General features: G+C 49.0%; 19 protein-coding genes. 11 read left to right on the top strand and 8 right to left on the bottom strand.

All coding sequences use genetic code 11. From position 1 onward, the window contains the following. Nucleotides 1–94 precede the first annotated feature (94 nt). A complete protein-coding gene (locus Q0882_RS03010) occupies nucleotides 95–502 on the top strand; it encodes a rhodanese-like domain-containing protein (RefSeq protein ID WP_299177842.1) in 408 nt (135 codons plus the stop codon). A gap of 2 nt (nucleotides 503–504) precedes the next feature. On the opposite strand, the gene Q0882_RS03005 is transcribed toward Q0882_RS03010, so the two are convergent. Continuing rightward, on the bottom strand, nucleotides 505–1,401 hold the full coding sequence (locus Q0882_RS03005; RefSeq protein WP_299177839.1) for a LysR family transcriptional regulator: 897 nt from the start codon (nucleotides 1,399–1,401) through the stop codon (nucleotides 505–507). 112 nt (nucleotides 1,402–1,513) lie between these two features. Here Q0882_RS03005 and fahA point away from each other — a divergent pair, with 112 nt between their 5' ends. From fahA to maiA, 3 genes are all read left to right on the top strand, one after another. Continuing rightward, the gene (gene fahA / locus Q0882_RS03000) at nucleotides 1,514–2,830 is read left to right on the top strand and encodes a fumarylacetoacetase (protein ID WP_299177836.1); all 1,317 of its coding nucleotides are present in this window, start codon (nucleotides 1,514–1,516) and stop codon (nucleotides 2,828–2,830) included. A 63-nt stretch (nucleotides 2,831–2,893) separates the two neighbouring features. Then, nucleotides 2,894–3,436 (top strand): VOC family protein, encoded by a 543-nt coding sequence (locus Q0882_RS02995; RefSeq protein WP_299177833.1) that lies wholly within the window; start codon nucleotides 2,894–2,896, stop codon nucleotides 3,434–3,436. A gap of 8 nt (nucleotides 3,437–3,444) precedes the next feature. Further along, a complete protein-coding gene (gene maiA, locus Q0882_RS02990; RefSeq protein WP_299178410.1) occupies nucleotides 3,445–4,083 on the top strand; it encodes a maleylacetoacetate isomerase in 639 nt (212 codons plus the stop codon). Between the two features lie 34 nt (nucleotides 4,084–4,117). Here the strand turns inward: maiA and Q0882_RS02985 are convergent, their stop codons facing one another. Next, complete coding sequence (locus Q0882_RS02985) at nucleotides 4,118–5,695, bottom strand: PAS domain-containing methyl-accepting chemotaxis protein (protein ID WP_299177830.1); 1,578 nt, start codon at nucleotides 5,693–5,695, stop codon at nucleotides 4,118–4,120. 267 nt (nucleotides 5,696–5,962) lie between these two features. Between Q0882_RS02985 and Q0882_RS02980 the strand changes: the two genes are divergently transcribed. Next, on the top strand, nucleotides 5,963–6,142 hold the full coding sequence (locus tag Q0882_RS02980) for a PCP reductase family protein (RefSeq protein ID WP_299177828.1): 180 nt from the start codon (nucleotides 5,963–5,965) through the stop codon (nucleotides 6,140–6,142). 6 nt (nucleotides 6,143–6,148) lie between these two features. Here Q0882_RS02980 and Q0882_RS02975 read toward each other — a convergent pair whose 3' ends face one another. Both Q0882_RS02975 and cysG read right to left on the bottom strand, forming a co-directional pair. Then, nucleotides 6,149–7,900 (bottom strand): diguanylate cyclase, encoded by a 1,752-nt coding sequence (locus tag Q0882_RS02975; protein ID WP_299177825.1) that lies wholly within the window; start codon nucleotides 7,898–7,900, stop codon nucleotides 6,149–6,151. A gap of 148 nt (nucleotides 7,901–8,048) precedes the next feature. Continuing rightward, nucleotides 8,049–9,473, bottom strand: a complete 1,425-nt coding sequence (cysG, locus tag Q0882_RS02970; protein WP_299177822.1) for a siroheme synthase CysG — start codon at nucleotides 9,471–9,473, stop codon at nucleotides 8,049–8,051. A 301-nt stretch (nucleotides 9,474–9,774) separates the two neighbouring features. Between cysG and Q0882_RS02965 the strand changes: the two genes are divergently transcribed. Then, on the top strand, nucleotides 9,775–10,941 hold the full coding sequence (locus Q0882_RS02965; RefSeq protein WP_299177819.1) for an enoyl-CoA hydratase/isomerase family protein: 1,167 nt from the start codon (nucleotides 9,775–9,777) through the stop codon (nucleotides 10,939–10,941). A gap of 119 nt (nucleotides 10,942–11,060) precedes the next feature. Here Q0882_RS02965 and Q0882_RS02960 read toward each other — a convergent pair whose 3' ends face one another. From Q0882_RS02960 to Q0882_RS02945, 4 genes are read right to left on the bottom strand one after another with little or no spacing between them, the layout of a single operon-like run. After that, nucleotides 11,061–11,783 (bottom strand): phosphoadenylyl-sulfate reductase, encoded by a 723-nt coding sequence (locus Q0882_RS02960; protein WP_299177816.1) that lies wholly within the window; start codon nucleotides 11,781–11,783, stop codon nucleotides 11,061–11,063. 28 nt (nucleotides 11,784–11,811) lie between these two features. Further along, nucleotides 11,812–12,288 (bottom strand): DUF934 domain-containing protein, encoded by a 477-nt coding sequence (locus Q0882_RS02955; protein WP_299177813.1) that lies wholly within the window; start codon nucleotides 12,286–12,288, stop codon nucleotides 11,812–11,814. Beyond that, entirely contained in the window at nucleotides 12,272–13,930 is a 1,659-nt protein-coding gene (locus Q0882_RS02950) for a nitrite/sulfite reductase (protein WP_299177810.1), read from the bottom strand. The genes Q0882_RS02955 and Q0882_RS02950 overlap by 17 nt, the downstream gene beginning before the upstream one ends. 57 nt (nucleotides 13,931–13,987) lie before the next feature. Further along, nucleotides 13,988–14,773: a sulfite exporter TauE/SafE family protein gene (locus Q0882_RS02945; RefSeq protein WP_299177807.1), complete on the bottom strand. Its 786-nt coding sequence runs from the start codon at nucleotides 14,771–14,773 to the stop codon at nucleotides 13,988–13,990. 287 nt (nucleotides 14,774–15,060) lie between these two features. On the opposite strand from Q0882_RS02945, the gene cysD reads away from it, so the two are divergent. The 5 genes from cysD to rsxC all read left to right on the top strand — a co-directional run bounded on the left by cysD (nucleotide 15,061) and on the right by rsxC (nucleotide 22,064). Beyond that, nucleotides 15,061–15,978 (top strand): sulfate adenylyltransferase subunit CysD, encoded by a 918-nt coding sequence (gene cysD, locus Q0882_RS02940; protein WP_299177804.1) that lies wholly within the window; start codon nucleotides 15,061–15,063, stop codon nucleotides 15,976–15,978. 109 nt (nucleotides 15,979–16,087) lie between these two features. Beyond that, nucleotides 16,088–17,773 (top strand): sulfate adenylyltransferase subunit CysN, encoded by a 1,686-nt coding sequence (gene cysN / locus Q0882_RS02935; RefSeq protein ID WP_299177801.1) that lies wholly within the window; start codon nucleotides 16,088–16,090, stop codon nucleotides 17,771–17,773. A 153-nt stretch (nucleotides 17,774–17,926) separates the two neighbouring features. After that, the gene (gene rsxA / locus Q0882_RS02930; protein WP_299177799.1) at nucleotides 17,927–18,508 is read left to right on the top strand and encodes an electron transport complex subunit RsxA; all 582 of its coding nucleotides are present in this window, start codon (nucleotides 17,927–17,929) and stop codon (nucleotides 18,506–18,508) included. Nucleotides 18,509–18,518: 10 nt separating this feature from the next. Further along, nucleotides 18,519–19,115 carry an electron transport complex subunit RsxB gene (gene rsxB, locus Q0882_RS02925; protein ID WP_299177797.1) on the top strand — a complete coding sequence of 199 codons (597 nt, stop codon included), beginning with the start codon at nucleotides 18,519–18,521 and terminating at the stop codon, nucleotides 19,113–19,115. Then, nucleotides 19,116–22,064 carry an electron transport complex subunit RsxC gene (rsxC, locus tag Q0882_RS02920; RefSeq protein WP_299177795.1) on the top strand — a complete coding sequence of 983 codons (2,949 nt, stop codon included), beginning with the start codon at nucleotides 19,116–19,118 and terminating at the stop codon, nucleotides 22,062–22,064. Nucleotides 22,065–22,074: the final 10 nt, after the last annotated feature.

Here is a 22,074-nt window from a genome sequence, read left to right as displayed (position 1 = left end):
AATGTATAAGTAAATACCCTTATTTTTACAGCACGGATCCCCTGAATGTCTGTGTGGGTGAGAATAGGGGAGCATCTGAATCAGAGGATTAAGCATGAGTAATAAAATAAAAAAAGGGATCTACCAACTGGTCGAAGAGGCAAATCAGGTTGTGGAGGAGATCTCCGTTGAGCGGGCAAAATCGCTTCTGGGTCAGGAGGGTATTCAGTTTATCGATATACGTGACATCAGGGAGCTACAGCGAGATGGATTGATCCCTGGGGCCTACCATTGCCCACGTGGGATGCTGGAATTTTGGGTCGATCCTGAGAGCCCCTATGCAAAATCCATTTTTCAGAAGGATCTGACCTTTGTGTTGTATTGTGCGGGTGGTTTACGCTCGGCCCTGGCAGGCCGTGCGATCGTTGAGATGGGGCTGGATAGGGTGATGCATGTGCACGGGGGTTTTGGTGCCTGGCGTGAGGCTGAGGGTGCGATAGTCGAGTATCAGGCGAAGCGATGAGCTCAGATAAAACCTTTTTCCAATTCGGTTAGGCGTTTTTCGACGTAGTGAATGAACATATCAAGCTTCTTGGTTTTGACCCGATTGGGGTAGAGTGCAAACAGCCCGATCTCATCGGTGGACCAGTCATCGAAAAGGGTTATCAACTGACCCTGCTGGATCGCCTCAGAGCAAACTGATGTGGGCAGTATCGCAATGCCCAGCCCTTTTACTGCAGCCTTCAAAAGCATGTCCAGACTGTTCGCGGAGAGCCGATTATTCGCATGGATGCTGATCTCCTCTGTTCCACGTTTAAGTTTCAGGCTTTGGTAACTGCTATAGGGAAAGGCGATCAGGTGATGCTGCTTCAGCTCTGAGGGATGTTGGGGGAGTGGGTATTGATTGGAGTATTCTGGGGAACAGCAAAGATGAAATCGACTGGACATGATCTTTCGGGCGATCAGGTTTGAGTCTTTTGGGCTGCCCCCGCGGATAGCGATATCAAATCCCTCCTTGATGATATCAACCACATCATTTGTCATATGGATATCCAGTTGCACTTTAGGGTGCTCAATGGCGAAATCACACACAATCTCATTCAGCATCCGAATCCCTATCTCTACAGGCATCGTTACCCGAAGCTCCCCGGCAGGGTGGGTCTGAAAACTGGCTGTGGCTGTCTCAATTTTAAGTGCCTCTGAGAGCAGGGGAGCCGTGCTTTTATAAAGATAGTGCCCCGCTTCTGTGAGGCTGAGTTTACGCGTGTCCCGATTGAGAAGCTGTACTCCCAGGCTTTTTTCTAACTGCTTTACGCGTCTGCTGACGGTGGCTTTGGGGATATTAAGTTGCTGGCCTGCCAGTGTAAAACTGCACAGCTCTGCCACTTTATTAAAGATGAGAGTGTCGTCCAGATTGCTCATATCTGTTCCAGTATTGTTTCACTATTGGGACAGTCTAACCCAGTTTTAACGGTTGCTGTTTTGTTTAATGAGACTAAATTAGAGAGATAGTTGTTTTTATACAGGTAGTGCCATGCAGACGCTTAACGAAACACATCATCCTGAATTGAAAAGTTGGGTTCAGAGTGCCAATGATGGGAAGAGTGATTTTCCTATTCAGAACCTCCCTTTCGCTGTGTTTAGAGTGAAGGGAAGTGATCAGCTTTTTCGTGGCGGGGTGGCTATCGGCGATCAGATTGTGGATCTGGCGAGATTGGCAGCATCTGAACGGTTTTCAGGGATCGCTCAGCAGGCGGCGCTTGCGTGTGCAAAGAGCCAGTTGAATGAGTTTATGTCAATGGGGCCGGAAGCCTGGTCCTCTCTGCGTCATGCGCTTTCCAATGCTCTTCGAGAGGGGAGTTCAGCAGAGGCGGATTTTGGGGAGTTTCTGATACCCATGGCTCAGGCTGAATATGAGCTGCCCTGTCAGATTGGTGATTACACTGATTTCTATACCTCGATCCACCACGCGACCTCGGTGGGGGCTCTGTTTCGTCCTGATAATCCGCTGCTGCCGAACTACAAGTGGGTACCGATCGGCTATCACGGCCGTTCCTCTTCTATCGGTATATCTGGGCAGAAGTTTCACCGTCCAAAGGGGCAAGTGAAAGCCCCGGACGCAGATAGCCCGAGAGTCATCCCCTGTAACCGGCTGGATTATGAGCTGGAGATGGGGATCTATATCGGTCAGGGAAGCTTGATGGGAGAATCGGTTGCACTGGATGAAGCGGATCAGCATGTGTTTGGTTTGTGTTTGTTTAATGACTGGTCAGCAAGGGATCTTCAGGCCTGGGAGTATCAGCCATTAGGGCCATTTCTTGCGAAGAATTTTGCTTCGACTGTTTCGCCCTGGATTGTCACAACAGAGGCATTGGTACCCTACCGTAAACCCTGGAAACGTGATGAGGCTGACCCACAGCCACTGCCCTATCTTGATTCGGCGATAAATCGTGAACAGGGTGCTTTAGATATTGAACTGGAAGTGGGGCTGGAAACAGCAACGATGCGTGATCTGGGGGAGCAACCCGCTGTGCTATCGCGCTCAAATTTTATCCATTCCTACTGGACCGTGAACCAGTTGGTCGCACATCACACGGTCAATGGCTGCAACATGCGCGCTGGGGATCTTCTGGGTTCGGGTACGCAGTCGGGGCCTGAACCCGAAGAAGCGGGTTCAATGCTGGAGCTTAGTGGTGGAGGTAAAAATCCAATCACACTGAGTAATGGAGAGGTTCGAACCTTTATTGAAGATCATGATGTCGTGATTCTGCGAGGCTGGTGTCGGTCAGATCGTCATGTTCGCATCGGCTTTGGTGAGGTGAGGGCGCAGGTCTTACCCGCCAAAGATTAAGTTGGCACTTTAATTTAACCGCAGCCTAAGTGCTGCGCACTATAACAATAAGAGTAATTCATCATGATCAATATCCAACAGATCCACCATGTGGCCTATCGCTGTAAGGATGCGAAAGAGACCGTCGAGTTTTATCAGGATGTATTGAATATGGACTTTCTGGTGGCTATAGCTGAAGACCGGGTTCCCTCGACGAAAGAGCCAGATCCCTATATGCATGTTTTTCTCGATGCCGGTCAGGGTAATATTCTGGCGTTTTTTGAATTGCCGAACTCGCCGGAGATGGGCAGGGATCCCAATACCCCTGAGTGGTGTCAGCATATCGCCTTCGAAGTTGCTGATGGTGAAGCGCTGTTGGCAGCTAAAGCAGAGCTGGAAGGGCGGGGGATCGATGTAGTGGGTGTCACCGATCATGGCATTATTCAGTCGATCTACTTTTTTGACCCCAATGGTCATCGTCTGGAACTGACTTATCGGTCAGGTACAGCAGAGCAACTGAAACAGCTGGCTGAGGTTGCGCCATTGATGTTGGACGAGTGGTCACAGACGAAGCGGGCTCCCAAGCATGCTGCATGGTTGCATGAGCAAGAGTTTAAAGATCTTTAAGTTGCCCACTGATGGAGTTGTATAACTATTTTCGCTCATCTGCTGCGTATCGGGTGCGTATTGCATTGAACCTGAAAGAGGTCGCGTACACTCAGTTGCCAGTCAACCTTCAGCGAGGTGAGCAGAACCATCCGCAGTATAAGCAGGTACAACCGCAGGGTTTAGTGCCTGCTCTACGTGATCAGGGTGCTGTGCTGCTGCAATCTCTGGCTATCTGTGAGTATCTTGAAGAGGCCTATCCGGAGCGTTCACCGCTCCTGCCGGTTAATAGGGTGGATCGTGCGCGGGTGAGGGCGATATCAGAGATTATCGCCTGTGATATCCATCCTGTTAATAATCTTAGAGTGCTTAACTACCTTAGCCAGTGTTTGGATATTGGAGAGCAAGAGAAGATTAGCTGGTATCAGCACTGGATTGAGGAGGGTTTTCTGGCGCTAGAGCAGTTGTTAACTGGGGAGGAGTACCCTGGTAAGTTCTGTTTTGGAGATACGCCTGGGCTTGCTGATCTTTGCCTTGTACCGCAGATGTTCAATGCCAGGCGTTTTGGTGTGGATATGGCACCCTATCCCGAGCTGCTCAGGATAGAAAGTAACTGTCAGAGCCTTCCCGCTTTTGCCGATGCGCATCCGGACAACTGCAGCCATTAACGCCTGCAGTTGCCAGATACTCCTGATGAGTAAACTAATTTTGTTTTGCCCAGAACTGAGCCGATAGCTCTGAAAAGTCTCTGGAAATATCCAACATCTGCTCACTGGTTTGTGAGGATGTGGTTACGGCAGTCATGTTTTGCTCAGACATATCCCGAATGCTATAGACGCTTCGATTGATCTCATCGGCGACAGCACTCTGCTGCTCCACTGCGGAAGCGATCTGAGTATTCATATCGCTGATCAGCTCGATAGAGCTGTGGATCGTATTCAGGCTGTTGGCCGTATCGATACTTTGTGCCACGCATTGATCGGTCTTTTCTCTGCCGGTCTCCATAACGGCAACGGCTTTTTTCGCAGCGCCTTGCAACTCTTCGATCATCTGTCTGATCTCCTCCGTGGAGGTTTGTGTGCGGCTGGCCAGAGATCTGACCTCATCGGCGACTACGGAGAATCCTCTGCCGGCATCACCGGCGCGAGCGGCTTCAATCGCTGCATTCAGTGCCAGTAGATTTGTTTGATCTGCGATCTCGCCGATCACATTGAGAATATTCGAGATATTGTTGCTGCTGTGTTCAACTTCGGTAATAACAGACGATGCAGAGGATATATCGCCCTCAAGTGCTTTGATGGCATTGACGCTGTTGTCGACCACCTGCTTCCCTTTCAGGACCTCATCAAGGCTGCTCGCCGCAGCAGATGAGCTATTTTGAGCATTGCCTGCGACCTCCTGAATACTGGCTGACATCTGATTCACTGCGGCTGCAACCTGATCTGTTTCAGAGAACTGCTGCTTTACGCCAGCTTCTGACTGAGAGACGGCTGAGCTGAGACTAGAGGCTTCAGAGGTTAATGAGTGTGCTGTATCTGATATACGTCCCACGAGTCCGGCGGTCTCAGATTCCAGCATTTTCATCACCAGCTGCAGCTGGCCAATGTCATCGTTACGTCCGGTATAGATATAGCGTGCAACCGGATTCTTCGTTACTTTCTGGCTCTGTTTAACCAAGTGATTGTAGGGACGGAAGAGTGCGAGTAGCCCGGCAAGTGTGACGAATCCGCTCAAAAGGCTGATGCCAATAGACAATAATGGAGAGAGCCCTGTGGCGAGCTGTAACCCGATACAGGTTAGAATTGGGATCAAACTCATGAGCAGCGTTTTTGTCGGGAGTCCCAGGCTGTTTTTTAAATGGGAGGGGATTTTTCCCTTCATCAGTGAAGGATAGACCCGCTCAGCCCTTGCTACATATTCATCACGAGGCTTTCTTCTGACGGATTGGTACTCTGAGATACTGCCATTTTTCTGTATTGGTGTGACATAGGCATCGACCCAGTAGTGATTTCCGTTCTTACAGCGGTTCTTTACGATGCCCATCCATGAGTTTCCTGTCTTGATCGTACTCCAGAGATCTTCAAATGCTGCAGGAGGCATATCAGGATGGCGGACGACGTTGTGATTTTTTCCGAGAATCTCTGATTCAGTAAAGCCGCTGACCTTTGTGAAATCTTTGTTCACGTAGGTGATGGCTCCTTTGAGATTGGTGGTCGAGAGAATGTTCAGGGAACTGTCATAACTCTCTTCCACCTGCGTGACAGGAAGGTTTTGTTTCATGGTCTACATCGCACCTTGTGTTTTTATTATTTTGTTTAAATATACACCTTTTTTTAATATGGTTAATAGCTTTATCTCTATGTTTAATAGGTGGTTTATTGTTTTAAATTTTGAGCGTTTGTATAAAAATTGTTTGAATGTCTGTTTTTGTTTTTAATTTTCAGGCTTTAGAGATAGCAGCTATAGTGGGCAAGGTCAGTACCTGCTTTCTAGTTATCGGTTCCGCAGCGTATAATTGTTTTTTTGTATCTGGATATTGAGGTCTGCATGGCTGAGAAACTTGAATGGGAAGATGCCGCAAAAAAGCGCGTAGATGAGGCTCCTTTCTTTGTAAGAAAACTGATTCGTCATAAGGTAGAAAAGGCTGCACGTGAGCGAGGCTTAAGCTGTGTAACTGAGGATTTACTGGATCAGATTAAGCAAAAGCAGATGGACAGCCAGAAGTAGGAAAAATTACAGGGAGGAGCTCAATTGGTGCGCTGATACAACGACTCGGTTTCTTCCCTCCTGTTTTGCCTGGTACATCGCCTCATCGGCTCGATGAATGGAGGGGAGGATATCTTTTTCATCATCAGCCCACTGAGCCACTCCTAAGCTGGCTGTCACGCTGGCATTCACATCAGATTGGTTTGAAATGACTGCATTTTCGATCTCTAGCCTTAGGCGCTCTGCAATGAGTTTGGCATTATGAATATCTGTTTCGGGCAGGATGATGATGAACTCTTCTCCCCCATGGCGGCATAAGCTATCGGTTGCACGCAGGCAGGGTTGAATCAGCTCAGCAATTTTAATTAAGACCTGATCACCAAATTGGTGGCCGAACTTATCATTGATCGATTTAAAATGGTCAAGATCCAGCAGGATTAGTGTCAACTCTCTTCCATGTCGCTTCGCATTTGCCAGTTCCCGGTGGGCCTGTTCATCAAAGGCACGACGATTCATCACCCCGGTCAGGGGATCAGTGGAGGCCAGGTTTTTCAGCTTTTTCTCAGCTTCAATACGTGCTTCGATCTCCAGTTGCAGATCTGATGTTCGCTCTTCAACCCTCAGCTCCAAATAGTCTCTTGCCTCTCTGAGTTCTTCATCCCGTCGCGCTATACGTTTGTTCATGCTGTTGATGTGGTCAGAGATTAATCCAAGTTCATCTCTCTTTTCAGAGCTTAGTTGATCGCGGTAATCGCCTTCAGCGCTGCGTTCGAGCGCAGCAATAATTCTGAATATTCGACGCAGAATCCATTTATCAAACAGGTAGGTGATCAGGATGAAGCCAAGAGTCAGGGTGATCACGATAACAATCAGGCTGATACCCAGGAACTTATGCAGGAGCAGTTTCATCGGGGTTAGATTGATGGTTGATCGGATTGCCAGGTAATCTGCACTATGCAGGTTAGATCGGTTTAGATCCGCGCGGCTAAAGTGATAGAGCGTATTGTCATCTCCCTGTCGTTTGAGTACGCCCTTCTCTGGGATTACAGGCAGTTCCTGCGCAGTTATGTTTGGTGTGTCCTGAAGGAAGGGGAAGGCTGCGTAATTGTTGACCAGGTAGATATCGACCTTATCTAGTAGAGGGCTGGATTTGGATAGCTCGGTGAAGAAATCCCCGAACATAAAATCGACATAGCGTGAGGAGTGGCTCCTGATCAGGTATTTTTTTACGTCGTATGAGACCTCGACGATGTAATCTGAGCCCAGCGGGGCATAGTAAGCGTAGATCTGTAGAATACCCGTTTTCGATGACACATTGATGCGATCAACCTCAAGACGGCCAGTCCCGTAAAGTTTGGAAAGATAGTCGTTGAACGGCTTGGAGATGGTGCCAAGGTTAAAACCAAGATCTGGAAGGAAGTTGGTTGCAACAACTTTAGTTGACCGATCAATAACGTAGATTGCATCGACATTATATTGATCGGAGAGCTGTTGTAGCCGTTCGGGGCTCCAGTCCTCGGGTTTGAAGTTGTCATGCAGAATAATGTCGGTAACTCTTTTTAGTGCTCTTCTGGCCTGCTTATGTAGCTCCCTTTCATCATTTGCGATCAGCTCGTCAAATACCTGGAAACGTTCTCTGACCTGTTGGTGGGTATGATCAACCTGTTGATCGATATAGGCTTGAAACTCGTTTTTGGCGATGATGAAGAGTGTCAGGCTTAGGAGGAGGCCTACGCCGAGAACAGAGAGGATGATTAGTAAGCTTAATAGACGCTTCACAACAACAGAGCTAACTGACTATTTTTTAGTATGTATTCCACTATACAGGATTCTTGTATCCACAAAGACCGACCTTGGTCTACTGTTGAGGGGGGGCTGCCGGTTGAGAGGAGGGGCCTGAATCTAATGATGGATCAGGCCCTCTTTATCAGGGCTCTGCTTTAACAGGCGTCAGGTTTTGTGCGAGTACCTCTTCACCGAACCAACTTAGATTATTATGCAGTTCAACCACTTCTCCGACAATAATCAGCGCTGGAGCAGGTAACTGGGCCTGTTGCTGAAGTTCAGGCAGGGTTTCGAGGGTGCCTGTCAGCACTTTCTGATCAGCGGAGGTGCCTCTGGATACAATGGCGGCCGGTGTAGAACCAGGTTTGCCGTGTTCAATCATCTTCGCACTAAGCTGGGGGAGTGTATGTAACCCCATATAAAAGACCAGTGTCTGGTTGGGATGCACCAGCTCTTCAAAATTCAGATCGGTCGTACGGTTTTTTAACTGCCCGGTCACAAACTTAACCGATTGTGCATAATTACGGTGGGTCAATGGGATACCCGCAAAGGTTGAACAGGCACTGGCAGCAGTGATACCGGGGACTACCTGGAATGGGATATTATGTGCTTTCAATGTCTGCAGCTCTTCGCCACCACGGCCAAAGATAAAGGGGTCGCCACCTTTGAGCCTCACGACACGTTTTCCCATCTGTGCATGTTTGACCAGAAGCTCATTAATTCCCTCTTGGGGGACCGCATGATTGTCCCGTTGTTTGCCGACAAATATCAGGTCGGCATCGCGCCGGCAGAGATCCAGTACGGCTTCAGAAACCAGAGCATCATAGAGTACAACATCGGCTTGCTGCATCAATCTCAAGGCCTTAAATGTCAACAGCTCTGGATCTCCAGGGCCGCCCCCAACCAGATAGACCTCTCCAACCTGATGCTCAGGGTCTTCATGGGCCAATTTCTCTTCGATCATTTTTACAGCGTCATCGGGACGACCGGCAAAAACTTTTTCCGCGATCTGCCCCTGAAGTACGTTTTCCCAGAAAACCCGTCGGTGATTGATGGTGCTAAATTTGCTTTTGACCTGATCACGAAAGTGGTTCGCAATGCTGGCAAGCTTTCCGTAGGATTTAGGAATCCAGGTTTCCAATCGAGCTCTAAGCAGGCGTGCAAGCACGGGTGCACTGCCCCCAGATGAGATACCGATGACGACCGGTGAGCGATCTACAATCGCTGGGAATACAAATGTGCATAACTTCGGGCTGTCGACGACATTGACCGGGATATTCCGTTCGATGGCATCATAATGGACGCGCTCATTCAGAGCGTTATCATCGGTCGCTGCGATAACCAGCATCTTCCCCTCTAGAAGAGCGCTGTGATATTCACCGATTACAGCATTACCTCGGTTCTCATCCAGAAGATCCTGTAGTTCATCGCAGACTTTGTGGGATACCACAGTAACCAGTGCCCCGGATCGGCAGAGCAGACGAGCTTTACGTAAGGCAACGTTACCGCCTCCGACTAAAAGGACTTCCTGTTCAGTTAATTTGAAAAACAGGGGTAAGTAATCCACAGATATTCTCTCCAGACAGTTTACCTGCAGTACGCTGCGAGGTGTTCATTGAGGCAAGGTGCACATGGTTTCAGTATAGTTATGCAACCTGTATGCCTGCTATAAAGAGTTTTGCTCTGATTTCAATGGAGTAGAGCGAAAGCTTGGGATGGCAGGCGTTGCACGGGCTATCTGTTTGTTTTCTTAAAGGTAAGTTTACCAGCAGTTTGATAGTTTTGATGCAGGCTTGAGGTGATTGCCTCAGAAAAGTGCACGCAGTTATTACAGGTGGAAGGGATGTGGGCAGTGATAGTGTTTGTTTATGGTCGATAGGTTGAGCGTGATGGCGTGTGTGCTTTTTGTGGAACATCCATGTGCTGAGGGTAAGAAGCTGGTTGAGGTGAGGTTGAATGCACCTGATTCACTCAATGCCTTAAGCCTGGATATGATTGAGATGATCCGTCCCTGCCTGGATCAGGTTCGGAAAGATGACTCGGTAGTGGCCCTTCTATTGAGGGGTAGTGGTGAAAGGGCATTCTGTGCTGGTGGAGACATTGTCCAGCTTTATCATGCGATACAGGGGGAGATCGATCAGGCCTTCATAGAGAGGTGGTTTATGGCTGAGTATGCGATGGATTACACCTTCTACAGCTATCCTAAGCCGATCATCTGCTGGGGTAATGGCATCGTTATGGGCGGCGGAATGGGGATCATGAATGGCTGTAGTTACCGGATTGTGACTGAAAAAACCAGGATGGCGATGCCAGAAGTATCGATTGGACTTTATCCTGATGTGGGCGCGAGTTGGTTTTTTAATCGGATACCTGAAGGCATTGGTCAGTTTCTTGGATTAACCGGATGTGAGATAAACGCTGCGGATGCTCTGGCGCTGGGGATGGCGGATCGATATATCCGGTCGGAGAGGTGGGAGCAGATGATCAGTGATCTACAGAATGCTGACTGGAGTGGATCTGCCAGTCAAACCGTCACTCGGGTGTTAAAGCAGCTGGAGTGTTGCACTCATAAGCAAAGCGCTCCGCCATCTAATATTTTGCGTCATTACAAGCAGATCCAGAATGTGACCGGGTTTGAGAGCGCTGCAGCAATCAGCGCTGCTATTCTGCAGAGTTCGGTTGATTCCGGTTGGTGGCGTTCTGCTCAATCTCGTCTGCAGAAGGGGAGCCCGCTGGCTGCTGCGATCATCCATGAACAGTTAAAGCGCAGTCGTCACCTGTCGTTACGCGAGGCCTTTCTTTCGGAGATGATACTGACGACACGCTGCTGTCAGGAGGGGGAGTTAGCTGAGGGGATAAGAGCGTTACTGATCGATAAAGATCAAAAACCAGAATGGCTTTATAGGTCGATTACAGATGTTGATGCGAGTCATTTAGAGCGGTTTTTCTCTTCGCCCTGGAAGGGTAACCCTTTGGCGGTGGAGTTAGCACGAGTGGATGAGCTGAAAAAGTCTGCGGCCTGCCGAATACCTTAACAATCCGTTCCCACGATTATCTTGCCGGATGAAGGGGGACGTGGACGGGTAAAAGTATAACCTGAAAGCAGGCGCAGAATGGTCTCCTGTTCGGGGTGGATTCCTTCCACCCCTGGAAATCAATTTTTAAAATTCAGAGGTGTCGCTGGGTGCAAACCGCACTCTCTGTTTTCTGGGTTTTCCCACCACCAGCGACCGGATCTGACATCTTCCCCGACTGAAATTGCGCGGGTACATGGAGCGCAGCCAATGCTTGGATAGTGCTTGTCATGTAGCTCGTTGTAGGGAACATTCTCAGCTTTAATGTAGGCCCAAACCTCTTTCTCGGACCAGTCGGCCAGAGGGTTGAGTTTGTGCATGTTATTGCCTTCATCCCACTCTTCGAACTGGATCTCGTCACGGGTCACCGATTGCTCACGGCGCAGGCCTGTGATCCATGCTTTCCTATCTGAAAGGGCGCGTTTAAGGGGTTTGATCTTGCGAACAAAACAGCAGCCTTTACGCATCTCCTGAGATTCATAGAACGCATTGATGCCGTTCTCTGCCACATAACCTTCCACATCAGCTGCTTCAGGGTAGTAAACATCAATGCTCAGGTTGGGGTACTGCTGACGGACATCGGCCAGCAGTTTAAGTGTTTCTTCTGGTAGTCTGCCGGTGTCCAGTACAAAATTACTGATCTGAGGGCAGTATTTACTGATCAGGTCAGCAATAACCACGTCCTCGGCGCCAAGACTGTTAGCAAAGACCAGCGAACCTTCGTGATCGCTAAATCCTTTGTTCAGTAGGGCTGCAACAGCTTCTACTTTAGCCTGCAGCTCTGCACTTAGTTGCTCACTCATCATAGGGACCCTCACCGTCTCTATTGGGTTACTGCTGGTGATAAACCGGACGAACTCCGTCTTCAGCACTCTGGTAGTAGTTACTCACTTCCGTAAATGCTTCAAGGAGTTCCGGCTTGCACAGCTCTTCTGGGACCTGAATCGCTGTAAATCCACAACGCTCCAGATAGGCGATCCGATCACGACCGATGTCGCCGGTGGCTCTGATCTCACCTTTATAGCCCGCTCGTACCAGCAATCTGGCTATGCTGAATCCTCGACCATCCCTGAAGGCAGGGAAGTCTACCGCGATCAAAGGGAATCGATCCAGGTTCTCAAGCACCGGGTTTAGATCGTCATCACCATTGACCTGAACGGCCAGTTGCCCTTCACGGTTATCCAATCTGTCCTGGTTCTCCAGGTACAGGGCCAGCGGTACGATAATGTCGCCAGCCTGCTCCAGGGTTTCTTCGTTGATCAGTGTCCAGCTGTCATTGACAACTTCACGATTAATTAGCAGGGGCATAGACATACTCCTTAAATGGGGCCATACCGATTCGGCGGAAGGTATCAATGAAGCGTTCGCCTTCAATTCGGTTGTTTACGTATACTTCGATCACTTTTTCTAGCGTATCAGCGACTTTATCTGCGGCAACCGCTTTACCGATTACTTTGCCGAGTGCAGCTTCAGAGCCGTCATCACCGCCCAGAGTGATCTGGTACCAGTCTTCACCTTTCTTATCTACACCCAACACGCCGATATGACCTACGTGGTGGTGGGAGCAGGCGTTGATGCAGCCGGACATGTTGAATTTCAGATCACCGAGATCATGAACGTAGTCCATATCTTCAAATTTACGGTTGATCTGATCTGCGATACCCAGCGTTTTGGCATTTGCCAATGCGCAGAAATCGCCTCCCGGGCAAACAGTCATATCGGTCAGTGTGCCGATGTTTGGACGTGCCAGATTAGCTTCCGCCAGGACCTGCCAAACAGCATAAAGGTCTGCTTTCTTGACATCAGCCAGTACCAGATTCTGGTTATGGGTCGCACGGATCTCACCAAAGCTGTACTTGTCCGCCAGGTCAGCTATCAGTTCCAGCTGCTCATCGGTTACGTCGCCTGCGGGTTGCAGGTAAGGTTTCAGGGAGACGTAAGTGATACGGTACCCCGCAACTTTATGCTCCACTGTGTTGCGTTCATACCAAACACGGAACGCTTCATCTTCAGCTAGCTTTGTCGCCAGAGTGGTATCTTCAGCTGCCGTTGAATCATAATCAAATGGCTTGAAGAAGGCCTGAACGCGTTCAATCTCTGCTTGTGGGAGTTTCAGATCAGTCTCGCGGATCTGTTCCCACTCGGCATCAACCAGCTCGCGGAATTTCTCAATTCCCATCGCCTGAACCAGTATCTTGATACGTGCTTTATATTTGTTATCACGACGACCATTCAGGTTGTAAACGCGAATGATCGCTTCCAGGTATGAGAGCAGGTCCTCTTTCGCCAGGAAAGGACGAATCTGTTTGCCGATAACAGGAGTACGGCCAAGTCCGCCACCTACCAGCACTTCAAAACCTACTTCGCCAGCATCATTTTTAACAATATGCAGGCCAATATCGTGAACCTGTGTAGCCGCACGGTCTGTCGGGCCTGCAGAGATAGCTATCTTGAATTTACGCGGTAGGTAAGCGAACTCAGGATGTAGAGATGACCACTGACGAATAATCTCACAGTATGGGCGGGGGTCTTCAATTTCATCAGCAATGACGCCTGCAAACTGATCGGTTGTTGTGTTACGAATACAGTTACCGGATGTCTGGATTGCATGCATCTGAACCGATGCCAGTTCAGCCAGAATATCAGGCACCTCTTCCAACTTTGGCCAGTTGAACTGCAAATTGGTACGTGTTGTAAAGTGCGCATACCCTTTATCGTATGTCCGGGCGATATGTGCCAGCTTGCGCAACTGTGCAGAGTTGTACATGCCGTATGGGCCTGCGACACGAAGCATAGGTGCGTGGCGCTGTACATACAGACCGTTCATCAGACGCAGTGCCAGGAAGTCATCTTCCGGCAGCTCTCCCGCCAGGAATCGGCGTGTCTGATCTCTAAATTGCTCAACGCGTTCATCAACCAGCTTCTGGTCGACTTCGGTATACTGATACATAACTAATTTCCCTTGCCTGGCTACTTAGGTAACCGGACACCTCACTTTTAGGGTTACTTAACCTGCGAGTACAAATCGCAGGCCGATGGCTAATAATATGGATCCCATGATGGGCTGCATCACTTTGGGTGATAACCGGGTGCCGATGTGGCTTCCGATAAATACGCCCGGTAGTGAACCGATCAGGAGATAGACGAGCAGGTCGAGATCAACGCTGCCCATCTGATAGTGACCTGCTCCAGCAATCGCGGTTAATACCACTGCGTGAACCAGATCAGTACCCACGATCGAAGGCATCGTCATGCGTGGGTACAAAAGAATCAATAGGGCTGTGCCCAGAGCGCCAGCGCCAACTGAGGAGAGCGTTACCAGTCCCCCCAAAATGATGCCCATCAAAATCGTAACGATAGGGCGCAGCCTGCGGGCATGGGTGGCTGCGACGGTATGCTGCCATTTCATCGCCTGGTTACGAATTTTATTACGTAAAAAAACAGCAACTGATGTTAATACCAAGGAGATACCCAATGTCAGATTCATCAGGTGTTCAATCTGCTCCAGATGTTCAAGGCTCTGCAGGTAGCTGATGGTGATCAGGCTACCAGGTATGCTGCCTGCCAGCAGCATGGCTACAATTTTCCATTCGACCAGTTTTTTGCGGGCATAGGAGATCATGCCACCACATTTTGTGATTGCGGCGTATAAGAGATCGGTACTGACCGCAATAATCGGCGGTATACCAAATACAACAATCAGGATAGGCGTCATTAACGCGCCTCCACCGATACCGGTGAGGCCAACAATGAAGCCAACAACTAATCCTGCAAAGCTATACGCAAGTTCCATGGGTAAACCTGTCCAACAATAATCTGGCGGCATAATAGATGAGCTTTTATATAACTCAAAATAATAATTGGGAATCTGTTTATAACTTATATGCTTAAGCAGTGAATTTATAGCTAGTTATATAAAGGATAGGTTTTGTATTCCATTAAGTAATAAAAAAGTAATTATTTATTCTTTTGTGTTTTATTAGATAGGCTGCGATAATGCGCCGCAATATTGGATAGCTGTACCTTGTGTGCTCCTGAAAGGGCAGGTCCACAACGTTTAAATAGAAAGAGTATTTCCAGATGAGTGCTTTACCTGAACATCGTTTAACGCATCTCAAGCAATTAGAAGCTGAGAGTATCCATATCATTCGTGAAGTGGCGGCTGAGTTTGATAACCCGGTCATGCTTTACTCCATCGGTAAAGATTCTGCCGTGATGTTGCATCTGGCGCGTAAGGCGTTTGCGCCGGGTAAGCCTCCGTTCCCACTGATGCATGTGGATACTACCTGGAAGTTCAAGGAGATGATTGAGTTCCGCGATAAGATGGCTGAAGAAGCTGGCATGGATCTTATTGTGCATATTAATCAGGAAGGTGTGGATATGGGGATCGGCCCGTTTACACACGGTTCTGCAAAGCACACTGATGTGATGAAAACTCAGGGACTGAAGCAGGCTCTGGATAAGTATCAGTTTGATGCTGCTTTTGGTGGTGCGCGTCGTGATGAGGAGAAATCCCGTGCGAAAGAGCGTGTATTCTCCTTCCGTGATCAGAATCATCGTTGGGACCCGAAAAGTCAGCGCCCCGAGCTATGGAATGTGTTTAATACACGGGTGGATAAAGGTGAAAGTATTCGCGTATTCCCACTGTCTAACTGGACAGAATTGGATATCTGGCAGTACATCTACCTGGAAAATATCTCAATTGTACCGCTGTATTACTCTGCGGAGCGTCCTGTTGTTGAGCGTGATGGTCTGATGATTATGGTGGATGATGAGCGTTTACCTCTAGAGGAGGGTGAAGTGCCTCAGATGAAGAGTGTTCGCTTCCGTACGCTGGGATGTTATCCGCTAACAGGAGCGGTTGAATCTGATGCGGCAACGCTACCTGAAATTATTCAGGAGATGTTGCTGACGACTACGTCGGAACGTCAGGGGCGTGCCATCGACCATGACAGCTCAGGCTCCATGGAGAAGAAAAAGATGGAAGGTTATTTCTAACCCCTGTCGTTTAGGTACTGGCGTTATATGAACTGTTAAGCGCCATTAGATTGAAATGATTTATAGCTTCCGGCCTGGTTAGCGGGGAGCTTCTCCAAAGGAGAGAGTAATGAGCCACCAAAGTGATCTGATCGCTTCTGATATCGAAGAATATTTACATCAGCATGAGAATAAAGAGCTGCTGCGTTTCCTGACCTGCGGTAGCGTAGATGATGGTAAATCCACCCTGATCGGTCGTCTGTTACATGACTCTAAGATGATCTATGAGGATCAGTTGGCTGCGATTCAGAAAGATAACGAACGTGTCGGTAATGCCGGTGAAGAGCTGGATCTGGCGCTACTGGTTGATGGTTTGGCGGCAGAGCGTGAGCAGGGCATCACCATTGATGTCGCTTATCGCTATTTCTCTACCTCCAAGCGTAAATTTATTATCGCAGATACGCCGGGACATGAGCAGTATACGCGCAACATGGCGACAGGGGCATCAACCTGTGATCTGGCAATTATTTTGATCGATGCACGCCATGGTGTGCAGGTTCAGACCAAACGCCACAGTTTTATTGTCTCGCTGTTGGGTATCAAACACACCATCGTTGCGATCAACAAAATGGACCTGGTCGACTTCAGCGAAGAGCGATTTGAAGAGATCAAAGCAGATTATATTGAGTTCTCAAAACAGCTTGATCTGCCAGATATCCAGTTTGTACCGATTTCGGCGTTGAAGGGCGACAATGTCGTGTCGCCATCTGAATCGATGAGCTGGTTTGATGGTGAGCCGCTGATGGAAACGCTGGAGCATGTTGAGATCGCTAATGATCAAAACTTTGATGATCTACGCTTCCCTGTTCAGTATGTTAACCGCCCGAATTTGGATTTCCGCGGTTACTGCGGCACATTGACGTCAGGCATTGTCCGCCCGGGTGATGAGGTTACTGTATTGCCTTCAGGCAAATCGAGCAAAGTTAAATCGATTGTGACCTTTGAGGGTGAGATTGAGGAAGCGTTCCCACCGATGGCTGTGACGCTGACGCTGGAGGATGAGATCGATATCTCCCGGGGTGATGTCCTGGTTCACAGTGATTCCGTACCAGCCAGTACTAACCGCTTTGATGCGATGGTGGTCTGGATGGCTGAAGAGTCTCTTCAGGCTGGCCGCCAATATGAAGTGAAACTGAATACTACACGTGTGGCTGGAGGTATCAGTCATGTGCGTCACCGCGTGGATGTGAATACTCTCGAGCAGTCTCCGGCATCGTCACTGGAGCTTAATGAGATCGCACGTTGTGAGGTCACCCTTGAGCGTGCTGTCGTAGCCGACGAATATCGTTCACACCATGGTACAGGCTCTTTTATCATTGTTGATCGCCTGAGCAATGCAACGGTTGCAGCGGGGATGATCATCGAAGAAGATTCGCAACAGTTGTCAGATCTGGAAGGGAAGATCGTTAGTGAATCCAATGTTTCTGTATCTGACCGTGTTATCCGCTTTGGACAGCAGGCTGCGACAGTGACGATCACGGGTGAAAATGCTGTACAGCGTCAGGAGCTACTTTACAGTCTGGAAGCTCTGTTGTTTGAGCAGGGGCGTGCAGTTGTGGCATTTAATCAGTCACAGCTAGAGTCTGTCAGTGATCAGTTGGCGACGGTAGGTGATCTGTTTGATCGCGCTGGCATGTTGACCCTTTTGGAAACAGAGGCTGATCTTGCAGGAGCTGTGAAGGTCAACGTTGATGCTCTGGAAGGTAAAACTACAGCTGAAAAACTGCAGGCTGCACTGAAGCTACTGCAGAACTAATCTGATCATGAAAGCAGGGAGGGAGACCTCCCTGTTTTTTGCGCTATATCAGATTAACGCTATACCTAATCCTTATAAGAAAAGGTAAACTTTAGCAAAATCTAATCTTTGCTTAAGACACTGGTTTTTAAGCCATTTAGTTGCACGGATCTTATGACAGAATATCTTCTCATAGTGATCAGTACTGTACTGGTCAATAATTTTGTACTGGTTCAGTTCCTAGGACTGTGTCCCTTCATGGGGGTTTCCAATAAACTGGAAACTGCGATGGGCATGTCTTTGGCAACGACTTTTGTACTGACGCTGTCATCTGTCTGCAGTTATCTCGCATATACCTACCTTCTTCAACCCCTGGCGCTGGAGTATCTGCAGACGATCACCTTTATTCTGGTGATCGCTGTAGTCGTACAGTTCACTGAGATGGTTGTGAGGAAAACAAGTCCGCTGCTTTATAAAGTGCTGGGTATCTTTCTTCCCCTGATTACGACGAACTGTGCGGTGCTGGGCGTCGCGTTACTCAATATTAAAAAGCTGAACGGCTTTATCGATTCGATCGTATACGGTTTTGGTGCAGCGCTTGGCTTTTCGCTGGCACTGATTCTTTTTTCAGCGATCAGAGAGCGCGTTGCGGTAGCCGATGTTCCTGTGCCTTTTCAGGGAGCGGCGATCGGGATGGTGACAGCGGGTCTGATGTCACTGGCGTTTATGGGCTTCACCGGTCTGGTGCAGATCTAGGGAACTCAGAGTGGATATTATCTTAATTGCTGTTATTGCTCTGCTTGGCCTGGCTTTAGTCTTTGGATTACTCCTCGGATTCGCTTCCGTTCGCTTCCGGGTTGAGGGGAATCCGCTTGTTGACCAGATTGATGGCATATTGCCACAGACCCAATGTGGTCAGTGTGGCTATCCGGGCTGCCGTCCTTATGCAGAAGCGATCTCGGAAGGGGATGCCATCAATAAATGTCCCCCTGGCGGTCAGAGCACCGTAGAAGCCCTTGCTGACCTTCTGGATGTAGAAGCGATTCCGCTCGAAGGGGGCGTGGAAGAGGAACCGGTCAAAAAGGTTGCTTATATCCGTGAAGATGAATGTATCGGTTGTACCAAATGCATTCAGGCGTGCCCTGTTGATGCAATTTTAGGCGCAGCAAAACAGATGCATACCGTGATTGAATCAGAATGTACCGGTTGTGATCTCTGTGTTGAACCTTGTCCGGTTGACTGTATTGATATGTTACCGATTGAAACAACCCTGAATACCTGGAAATGGGATATGCCTAAACCGGGTGTTGATCTGATTGTGACCGATCTCCGTGGTGAGTTGAAGCAGGGAGATGCGGCATAAATGAGTACTCAGTTCTCTTTTCATGGTGGCGTTCATCCACCAGAAAATAAGCGTCAATCCACCGGTGGGCCGATTCAGATCGCTCCTATCCCTGAGCAATTATCTGTTCCTCTGTCACAGCATATAGGTGCGCCGTCAGATGTTGTGGTTGCTGTGGGTGATCGTGTGCTGAAAGGCCAGGTGATCGCTGAAGCGGTCGGGCGGATCAGTGTCAATGTACATGCGCCCAGTTCAGGTGTGGTTGAAGCGATTGAAGCACGCCCTGTGCCTCATAGTTCAGGCATGACTGCCCCCTCTATCGTTATCAGGACTGATGGAGAGGATGAGTGGGTTGAACATAGCGGGCTTGAAGATTTCCGAGCGATTCCTAAACAGGAATTGATCGATTTTATCCGCCATCACGGTATCAGTGGAATGGGTGGGGCTGGCTTCCCAACAGATGTGAAACTGCATCTGGGGGATGATCATATCGTTAACACCCTGATACTGAACGCGATGGAGTGTGAGCCCTATATCACTGCAGATGACATGCTGCTTAGGGAGCATGCAGAGCAAGTGGTAAAAGGCATTGAGGTTATCGCACATCTGCTGCAGCCTCACCACGTTATGATCGGTATTGAGGATAACAAACCTCAGGCGATCAGGGCCCTGGAGCTGGCTACAGAGCAGAGTAAGTTGAATCTGGACATCGTGGTTGTGCCTACGGTGTACCCTTCAGGGGGTGAAAAACAGCTGATCAAGCTTCTGACCGGAGTTGAAGTGCCCAGTGGTCATATTCCGGCGGATGTGGGTATCGTCTGCCAGAATGTTGGGACCGCGTCAGCAATCTATGATGCTGTCTATAATGGTATCCCTCTGATCTCACGTATCGTCACTCTAACGGGTGATGCCTTAGGTCACCCGCATAACATGCGGGCATTAATCGGTACGCCACTGCAGACACTGCTACAGTCTGCCCAGTTGCGTGAGAAGGATCTGTATCGTCTGGTCATCGGTGGACCGATGATGGGATTTACGGTGGATAGTCAGTCAATTCCGCTGATTAAAACAACCAACTGTGTTATCGCTGCAACCTATAATGAGATGCCGCCCGCGCCTCCTGCCAACCCATGTATTCGTTGTGGCATGTGTGAACAGGTATGTCCGGCTGAGCTGTTACCGCAACAGCTGCACTGGTTTGCCAAAGGCAAAGAGTTTGAAAAGGCGAAGCATCACAACCTGTTCGATTGTATCGAATGTGGCGCCTGTTCTTACGTTTGCCCAAGTAACATTCCGCTGGTTCAGTACTATCGCTTTGCGAAAGCAGAGATCCGAAATGAGGAAGCTGAACAGCGTAAAGCTGATCATGCCCGCCAACGCTTCGAAGCGCGTCAGGCCCGTTTAGAGCAGGAGAAGCTTGAAAAAGAGCTGCGCAGAAAACAGCGCGCTGAAGAAGCTGCCAAGGCTCAGGCTGTTAAGAAAGATAAAGCGGTGCAAAACAGTGAAAAGGCAGAGAGCTCAGGTGAACCAGACCTTAAGTCCTTAAAAACCGCCTCGGCTGTTGCGCGTACCAAGCTTAAAAAAGCGCAAAAGGCGTTGCAGTTGGCGGAAGATAAAGGCGTAGGCGATATTGATAAGCTACGTCAGACCGTGACTGAGCTAGAGGCTAAAGAGAGAGCTGCTCAGGAAGCCTACGATCAGGCTCAGAGTGCCCCTGCAGAACAGCCTGTAGTTGATATTCAGCAACTGAAAACGAATGCGGCTGTTGCGCGTACAAAGTTGAAGCAGGCAGAAAAGGCCCTGGCAAAAGCAAAAGAGAGTGGTGAAGGAGATCTTGAAGCACTGAGAGCCAAACTGGCAGAGCAGAAAGCGAAAACTGAAGCCGCACAGGCTGCCTATGATCAGGCAGAGTCAGGGGGAGCGCCTCAAGCTGATGTGAATGCAGTGAATCTTGATGAGCTGAAAGCGTCGATGGAAACTGCGTTGGGTAAGGTGGATAAAGCCCAGAAAGCACTTGATGCAGCAGTTGCGTCCGGTAGTCCCGCCGTTGAAAAAATGAAAGCGGGCGTTGAGAAACTGCAGGGTAAATATAAAGAGGCAAAAGCTGAGTATGAAAACGCTCAGTCAGCGCCGGCTTCGGCTCCAGTGATGTCTGCTGAAACTCTGGCAGAGCTGAAAGCTGATATGGAAGCGATCCAGGGCAAAGTTGAGAAAGCCCAAAAAGCACTTGATGCAGCAGTTTCATCCGGTAGTCCCGCCGTTGAAAAAATGAAAGCGGGCGTTGAGAAACTGCAGGGTAAATATAAAGAGGCAAAAGCTGAGTATGAAAACGCTCAGTCAGCGCCGGCTTCGGCTCCAGTGGTGTCTGCTGAAACTCTGGCAGAGTTGAAATCCGATATGGAAGCGATGCAGGGTAAAGTTGAGAAAGCTCAGAAAGCGCTTGATGCGGCCACTGCATCTGGTAGCCCCGCTGCGGATAAGATGAAAGCAGGGGTTGAAAAGCTGCAGGGCAAATATAATGAGCTCAAACAGGCGTTTTTAGAGGCGGGTGGGCAGCTCCCTGCAGCGCAACCAGATGCTGCGCCAGTGGATCCGAAAACGTTGAAGCAAACGGTTTCTATTGTGCGTACCAAGCTTAAGAAAGCTCAGGCTGCTTTAGACGGTGCTGCGGACGATGTTGAGCTTCAAACAGAGGTTCAGCGTTTAACTCAAGCGCATGAGGTGGCTAAAAAAGCCCTTGATACTTATGAGAGCGAACAGAACGATAAAGCTGCGGCTGAAGGGATCGACCTAAAACAGCTAAAAATTGATGCTGCGATGGCACGTGCGGCAGTGACTAAAGCTGAACGGGCATTAAGTAAAGCGCGTGAGGCCGAGCAAGATGACCTTCCTGAGATCGAGCAGCAGTTGCTGGCCGCCCAACTGGAAGCTGAGAATTTAAACCAGACATTAAGTCGTTTTACCGATTAAGGAATTGTTG

This window comes from uncultured Neptuniibacter sp., from assembly GCF_947498015.1.
GTDB lineage: Bacteria > Pseudomonadota > Gammaproteobacteria > Pseudomonadales > Balneatricaceae > Neptuniibacter.
Note: the sequence above shows the minus strand (reverse complement) of the source record. Positions and strands in the feature narration are given on the sequence as shown.

What these genes read in the sequence shown, in the direction of transcription:
- Q0882_RS02955 (WP_299177813.1), bottom strand. Translation starts at nt 12,288, where the DNA reads ATGCCCCTGCTAATTAATCGTGAAGTTGTCAATGACAGCTGGACACTG.
- Q0882_RS03010 (WP_299177842.1), top strand. Translation starts at nt 95, where the DNA reads ATGAGTAATAAAATAAAAAAAGGGATCTACCAACTGGTCGAAGAGGCA.
- rsxC (WP_299177795.1), top strand. Translation starts at nt 19,116, where the DNA reads ATGAGTACTCAGTTCTCTTTTCATGGTGGCGTTCATCCACCAGAAAAT.
- Q0882_RS02960 (WP_299177816.1), bottom strand. Translation starts at nt 11,783, where the DNA reads ATGAGTGAGCAACTAAGTGCAGAGCTGCAGGCTAAAGTAGAAGCTGTT.
- Q0882_RS02945 (WP_299177807.1), bottom strand. Translation starts at nt 14,773, where the DNA reads ATGGAACTTGCGTATAGCTTTGCAGGATTAGTTGTTGGCTTCATTGTT.
- rsxA (WP_299177799.1), top strand. Translation starts at nt 17,927, where the DNA reads ATGACAGAATATCTTCTCATAGTGATCAGTACTGTACTGGTCAATAAT.
- Q0882_RS02980 (WP_299177828.1), top strand. Translation starts at nt 5,963, where the DNA reads ATGGCTGAGAAACTTGAATGGGAAGATGCCGCAAAAAAGCGCGTAGAT.
- Q0882_RS03005 (WP_299177839.1), bottom strand. Translation starts at nt 1,401, where the DNA reads ATGAGCAATCTGGACGACACTCTCATCTTTAATAAAGTGGCAGAGCTG.
- Q0882_RS02950 (WP_299177810.1), bottom strand. Translation starts at nt 13,930, where the DNA reads ATGTATCAGTATACCGAAGTCGACCAGAAGCTGGTTGATGAACGCGTT.
- Q0882_RS02965 (WP_299177819.1), top strand. Translation starts at nt 9,775, where the DNA reads ATGGTCGATAGGTTGAGCGTGATGGCGTGTGTGCTTTTTGTGGAACAT.
- cysN (WP_299177801.1), top strand. Translation starts at nt 16,088, where the DNA reads ATGAGCCACCAAAGTGATCTGATCGCTTCTGATATCGAAGAATATTTA.
- Q0882_RS02995 (WP_299177833.1), top strand. Translation starts at nt 2,894, where the DNA reads ATGATCAATATCCAACAGATCCACCATGTGGCCTATCGCTGTAAGGAT.
- cysD (WP_299177804.1), top strand. Translation starts at nt 15,061, where the DNA reads ATGAGTGCTTTACCTGAACATCGTTTAACGCATCTCAAGCAATTAGAA.
- fahA (WP_299177836.1), top strand. Translation starts at nt 1,514, where the DNA reads ATGCAGACGCTTAACGAAACACATCATCCTGAATTGAAAAGTTGGGTT.
- Q0882_RS02985 (WP_299177830.1), bottom strand. Translation starts at nt 5,695, where the DNA reads ATGAAACAAAACCTTCCTGTCACGCAGGTGGAAGAGAGTTATGACAGT.